The organism is Pantoea sp. B566 (genome assembly GCF_024793925.1).
Taxonomy (GTDB): domain Bacteria; phylum Pseudomonadota; class Gammaproteobacteria; order Enterobacterales; family Enterobacteriaceae; genus Pantoea; species Pantoea ananatis.
This window is the reverse complement of sequence record NZ_JANUQL010000001.1, coordinates 1-5,852: the sequence shown is the minus strand read 5'-3', so window position 1 is coordinate 5,852 and position 5,852 is coordinate 1. Positions and strand designations below refer to the sequence as shown.

The following is a 5,852-nucleotide window of genomic DNA, read 5'->3' as shown; positions in this document are numbered from 1 at the left end:
TTTTGCAGTCTGCAAATTTGCTATCTCCCTGAACGTCTACGTAGCCATAGGCCATCAACCCGTTCCGCGAACCGGGCACGCGGATTTTTGGTGTGCGTAACAGCGCGTGCCTGACCGTGTAAAAGTCAGTGCGCCGCACAAAGGTGATACATCCCTCACTTTCTCCTGAACCGTCCGGCCGGAGAGGATGCAGGCGAAAACCGCCCCGTGCCACGCCGTTGATGAATATCGAGTCAGTCATGGTCTGCGAATTAAACAGCGCAAACCACTCTGAATGGTCTGAGTTATTCCAGAAATCAACAACCCATCCCCTGATCTGGTTTGCGATACTGCCTTCGGGGCGCGGAACAATCCAGTAACGGCCAACCGGAATGGCACTGTTCGGCAGGTAAGCGCAGTTGGGATCGTTCGTGTAAGGTTTCTGGCCAGAAAAGACCGGAAATGTACCCACGCCGTAGACCTGCAGCTTTGCCTCGCCGCCCCCCTTTGCCAGGTCGTTGTAGCTCATTGTCATCTTTAGCATGAAACGCTCCCTGTAAGTTGTCAGGCCGATGCTATCACTCCTGCAGGGAAAAATTAACGATCGGCCTCCGGCTTTGTCACCCAGCATCACCCGTGTCTGCCCTACGCCCGGATTTACCATAACACCCCTTGGCCGCACCGCCGCAGGCGTCCTCCGCGCGGATCTGCCGCGAAACGCGCAAAAAGCGGTGTTACGCATGCGCAAAAAACGCCACCAGTGGGGAGATAATTTCAGGCCGGCTGCATGGCTATGCACGGAAACGCCTGGCCGCAGTTTTAGCGGCTAAAATCCGCCGGAACCGCTAAAAGGCCATCACTTCCCCCCGTACCGGTCCCACAGGTCTGCCGCCAGCTTCAGGCACTCCAGCACCAGTCTTACCTGCTTCATAAACCGCATCATCACCGCCCTCACGTTCTGTTTCCGCCACACCTCATTGTGGCGGCTTAAACCCCGTACTTCACTGGCGCCATTCTGAGAGCGAAACCGGGAGGACATAAGATGAAGGGGTTCAGTGGTAACGGTGAACGGGCGCGGAATTTTTTCGCGGCCGTGAGCCGTTCGCGGGGTGTCGGGGCGCAGCCCTGACCAGCGTTTTGTGAGCCGTCACTGAGGTAGCGGTGGACACAAAACATTTCCTGTCCGGTTTATTCACCAGGGCATGCATGTTAAGGCTGCAGCGGTGTTGGGGTAAGAAGCCCTTTCAGAGATAAATCTTCGTCTAGGGCATCCCAGTGAATACCCTGTGGACTCAACTCAAAATCAGCCAGTCTTTCCGCGCTGGCATTCCTGAGTGCAGGAAAAAGGGCTAACGGGATACCCAGTATTCTTCCGTCGCTGAGCTCCAGCCACATGAAGCCCTCGTTAAAATTTGCAGCGATGATTGAGACGCTCATTATTGCCTCCTCTTGGTCTTCGTGATACCCATTCACCGTATAGTAACACTGACAGGGCATTTGATATGGTCATCAAGAAGCGGCCTGAATTCAGGTGTAAAATTTCACACATTACACACCAATGAAAAAACGAGGTATACAGTGGCAGAAACACACCTGAATCTTACACAAGCAGCGAAAGCTGCAGGTGTGACCCGGAGAACACTCTATAACCATATAAATCAAGGAAAAGTTACCGCGTCACGCGATAAGAAAAACAACCCCGTCATAGACATATCAGAACTTGTTAGGGTATACGGAAATATAAGTCTTCCTGTAAAAAAAATTCCCAGTGTTTTACATAGTAAAAATACACAGGACAATTTTACACCCGAGGTTCTTAACTCCTTGGTGAAAGAGGTAAAAGAGCTGAAACAGGCTTTTACTCTAATGTTGGAAGACAAGACTATGCGTGAGGCTGAACGGGTAAAGATAGAAGAGGAACACCATAAACTACAGCAGGAGATAACACGCCTTAATGATGAGCTTAAGCAGGAAAAAAGTAAGGGATTCTGGCAGCGTTTTTTTCGTGGGTAGTATGCTGCCACTTGAGTCCTTTATCCCCGCTGCGCTATGCTGACCGTGAAAACCGTTGCGTGCCGCAACTGCCAAAACCGCCGTGACCTGAGAGCGGAGCCTTCGGGCGGTCACACGCCAATGTTCCGGTGATCTGAGAGGAACGCCTTCGGGTGATCACCTGCCAATGCTCCCGCAGCCTGAGAGGAGCGCCTTAGGGCGGCTGCAAACATCACGGAAAGGTCGGATGGCAGCCGTGTCACTTGCGTCAGCGCGAAGCGATTACCAAGTGACACGGCGAAAAAACGGCCCGGAAGCCGCACCAGAAAAGGGATGCAGCATCGGGCTACAAAGTGAAACTCAGGTTTCGCAGCCAGAAGACACGTTTACTCGTGCGGCGAAGGGGATTCATCCGGGCAACCGGCTCTGAATTTCGGGGGTTACCTGTTATCAGACAGCAGGCGGAGGCACAGAGTGCCAAACCGTCCCCGGCAATAACTCAACAACACTTCGTCCTGATTGCAGCCGCAAAGCGACGCCACGGACCCGGCGCAGACCGCGCACCAGGATTGTTGTAACCCAATGCATCAAGTCTGAAAAAAATACGGGTTAAGGCGATGAAAGCCGTGACCGGGCATACTGTTGCCTGAAGAAAACGGCACCAACGAATATGGAAATCCGGGCGTAACGTGCTTTATGCACGGACAGATGACATGACGCCTCCTCGCTCATTCGCTCACTCCGTTCGGTCATGAGTCTGCGGCGGGCGTTACGCTCTCAGGGACGTAGGCTTACAGATGCAGAATGAGGGTAAGGAAAGAACAGGCCGCGGGGAACCCGTTTACCATAGGCTCCGCCCTCCTGACGAACATCACTGAAATCAACAGATCTCAGGTGCTCAAGTCAGAAGTGGCGAACCCCGACAGGACTTAAAGATCCCCACCGTTTCCGGTGAGTAGCTCCCTCGTGCGCTCTCCTGTTCCCACCCTGCAGATTACCCACATCATTCCGCTGTTATGGCCGCGTTTTCTCATACCACGCCTGATGCTGGGGTCTGGTTAGGTGGTTCGCTCCAAGCTGGGCTGTATGCACGAACTCCCCGTTCAGCCCGACTACCACGAATTCAGGGTAACTTATCTCTTGAATCCAAACCCTAAAGACACGACGAATCGCCACTGGTGATAGCCATTGGTAGCTGGATTACGGAGCGAGGTTGTCTAATAGACTTTACAAGAGTTCTTGAAGTGATAGCCTGTCTACGGCTACACTGAAAGGACAGATTTGGTTACTGCGCTCCGTTTAAGCCAGTTACCACGGTCCAGAAGTTCCCCAACTTGCTGAACCTTGAAAAAACCGCCTCCCCAGGCGGTTTTTTCTTTTAGGAAGGCTACGACGAAAGGTTATCCTGCGTCAAGACACTTTATTATGTACAATGAAGCGTGTTTTTAACCGTAAGATAGCAGGAAGTGAAATGTTTGAAGAAACATCATTATTTAACGAAATAGAAAATAACTCTGTCGTTAACGGTGACTCTATTTCGTTAATAAAAAGAGTACCTTCTCAATCCGCACACTTAATACTTAGTGACATACCATATGGTATTGGTGCAGAAGATTGGGATGTACTACATAAAAATTCAAACAATGCTTACTTGGGATCTAGTCCAGCACAAAAAAACGCAGGGGCAATATTTAAAAAAAGAGGAAAGCCAATAAACGGATGGTCTGACGCGGACAGAAAAATACCTTTAGAATATCAGAAATGGTGTGAGGAATGGGCTAGTGAATGGTTCAGGGTATTGAAGCCAGGAGCTAGTGCAATTGTTTTTGCTGGTCGCCGTTTTTCTCATAGGTGCATATGCGCAATGGAAGATGCTGGTTTTAACTTGCGTGATATTATTGCTTGGATGCGAACGAAAGCACCGCATCGCGCACAAAGATTAAGCTGTGTTTACGAAAGACGCGGCGATATTTTTAATACAGAAAAATGGAATGGCTGGAGAGTAGGAAATCTACAACCAACCTTTGAGCCTATACTATGGTTTTCAAAACCTTATAAAATAGGCGGAACCATAGCAGACAATGCAATTTTACATGGCGTTGGTGCTTATAATCAAGATGCCTTCACAGCCAGGAATGGAAAACCAGAGAATGTAATATCCGCAGGTTTTTCTAGCCGTGAGGGTGGGTTGCATCCAACGCAAAAGCCAATATCTCTAATGAAAACACTAATTGAGTTAACAACTCAAGAAGGACAGTTAGTAATAGATCCTTTTAGTGGGAGTGGATCTACACTTGTCGCAGCCAAAGAGCTGGGTAGGGATTACATAGGTTTTGAACTTAACCCAGCATATGTGGAAATCAGCAACAGAAGATTGAAAAAATAATCAACTAAGTGACAGAATGTTATTCTCTGTCACTTTGCTTATTTGATCTATCCTGCTATCTATTTTATGCATTTTTATCAATGCATTAACAGCTTCTTCTTTGCTCATCCTTAAAATTTTATCTCTTTCGCGTGAAAGATACTCTATAGCTATTTTTTTTGACGCTAAAATACCTTCTGTAGTTGCCTTTCTTTCATCCAACCAAAGTGGTGGTATTCTCTCATCATGTTCTAGCATGGTTCTGTTTATCTGAGACCAGTATTGAACACTATCTTTACTCGGATTAAGCAAAATAACTGATCTAAATATTTTTTCTAGCAAGAATTTTATATCTTCTTTGGAAGTAATAGTTGAATACCTTACAAGAACAGCCAAGTGTGTATAAGTAAAAATACAAACATTCCTAACGATTGCCTGCTGATATATCTGACTTGATTTAACCGGTAGCTGATAAATTGGACAAACCACCATTGCAAAGTCTTTAGTGTTCCTCCAACCATCCATTGCTTGAACTTTAAAATCCTTTTGATTTTTCGCTGTTCTGCTAAGACGGAAAACTTTTGCATCCGCGACAAAAGAATAATTATCGCAAACAACTTCTACATCAGCTGCATCAGCACGTTCTGTTAAAACAACACTGTTTAACCCCATAAATTTAAAACATTCAGAAATTAATGCATCTGTGTATTTTGAATATAATTTTTCCTCACTTGAATCATGGGAATATGATTCTGGTATAGCAGTGCATAATCTAAGATGATCGAGTAAAGCTTGATAGCCAGAAGCTGCCACTTCACTAATAATCTCTTGTTCAACCCGCCCCGAGTCATTAACAAAATGACCGCTAAGTTTTACTATTTCATCTATCCAATACTGTCTTCTTTCTATTGCTATTTTGTTAATAAAATTAAAATTAATTAGATCCATCTTGACCATCTACCGATTTATTTTATAAAAATGAGGAAGCTATAATTGATTATCTTAACAGAATTATTTAGTTAATACTCAGTTATCGATATGATGATCTGGTTAGGTTTAGATCATTTTGTGGTAATTCACCATACCCCGCTTTGATAACTCTAACTCTGTCACAGCCGTTAGCAATGAAGTGACCTGAAATGGCACTTACTGGCGAAGATTTCCCGACAGTAAGTGGTTCATGCGGTGCCTTTTAGCTTCCTAAACATCACACGTATCAGGCCATACAGAATCGCGGCGTAGAAAGTGATAACCGCAAGCAGAGCAAAGAAGGTCAGGGGATCGGTGCCAGCCTCATAAACATCAGCCTGGTAGCGGCCAAAGGCCTGATGAGAATGGTCAACAATCCATGCTGTCAACGAATAGAGCGGCATCCCGTACCGGGACATCATAAACGCCACTACAAAGCACATAGCGAACCCCGCCGCTTTCTTAACGAATTTTGCAGTCTGCAAATTTGCTATCTCCCTGAACGTCTACGTAGCCATAGGCCATCAACCCGTTCCGCGAACCGGGC

At 46.8% G+C, this 5,852-nt stretch carries 6 protein-coding genes; 2 read left to right on the top strand and 4 right to left on the bottom strand.

The window, feature by feature from the left end; all coding sequences use genetic code 11:
* Together NYE92_RS00030 and NYE92_RS00025 are read right to left on the bottom strand one after the other, a co-directional pair.
* The coding region (locus NYE92_RS00030) for a DUF2778 domain-containing protein (protein WP_259018256.1) at positions 1-523 on the bottom strand (523 nt) is incomplete at its 3' end.
* A gap of 665 nt (positions 524-1,188) precedes the next feature.
* Complete coding sequence (locus NYE92_RS00025; RefSeq protein ID WP_259018255.1) at positions 1,189-1,416, bottom strand: DUF2442 domain-containing protein; 228 nt, start codon at positions 1,414-1,416, stop codon at positions 1,189-1,191.
* 141 nt (positions 1,417-1,557) lie between these two features.
* Here NYE92_RS00025 and NYE92_RS00020 point away from each other — a divergent pair, with 141 nt between their 5' ends.
* Both NYE92_RS00020 and NYE92_RS00015 read left to right on the top strand, forming a co-directional pair.
* The gene (locus NYE92_RS00020; protein WP_259018254.1) at positions 1,558-1,992 is read left to right on the top strand and encodes a hypothetical protein; all 435 of its coding nucleotides are present in this window, start codon (positions 1,558-1,560) and stop codon (positions 1,990-1,992) included.
* Between the two features lie 1,450 nt (positions 1,993-3,442).
* The gene (locus tag NYE92_RS00015) at positions 3,443-4,357 is read left to right on the top strand and encodes a site-specific DNA-methyltransferase (protein WP_259018253.1); all 915 of its coding nucleotides are present in this window, start codon (positions 3,443-3,445) and stop codon (positions 4,355-4,357) included.
* Here the strand turns inward: NYE92_RS00015 and NYE92_RS00010 are convergent, their stop codons facing one another.
* Together NYE92_RS00010 and NYE92_RS00005 are read right to left on the bottom strand one after the other, a co-directional pair.
* Positions 4,358-5,284: a HindIII family type II restriction endonuclease gene (locus NYE92_RS00010; RefSeq protein WP_259018252.1), complete on the bottom strand. Its 927-nt coding sequence runs from the start codon at positions 5,282-5,284 to the stop codon at positions 4,358-4,360.
* Between the two features lie 230 nt (positions 5,285-5,514).
* Positions 5,515-5,790 carry a hypothetical protein gene (locus NYE92_RS00005; protein ID WP_259018251.1) on the bottom strand — a complete coding sequence of 92 codons (276 nt, stop codon included), beginning with the start codon at positions 5,788-5,790 and terminating at the stop codon, positions 5,515-5,517.
* Positions 5,791-5,852 lie beyond the last annotated feature (62 nt).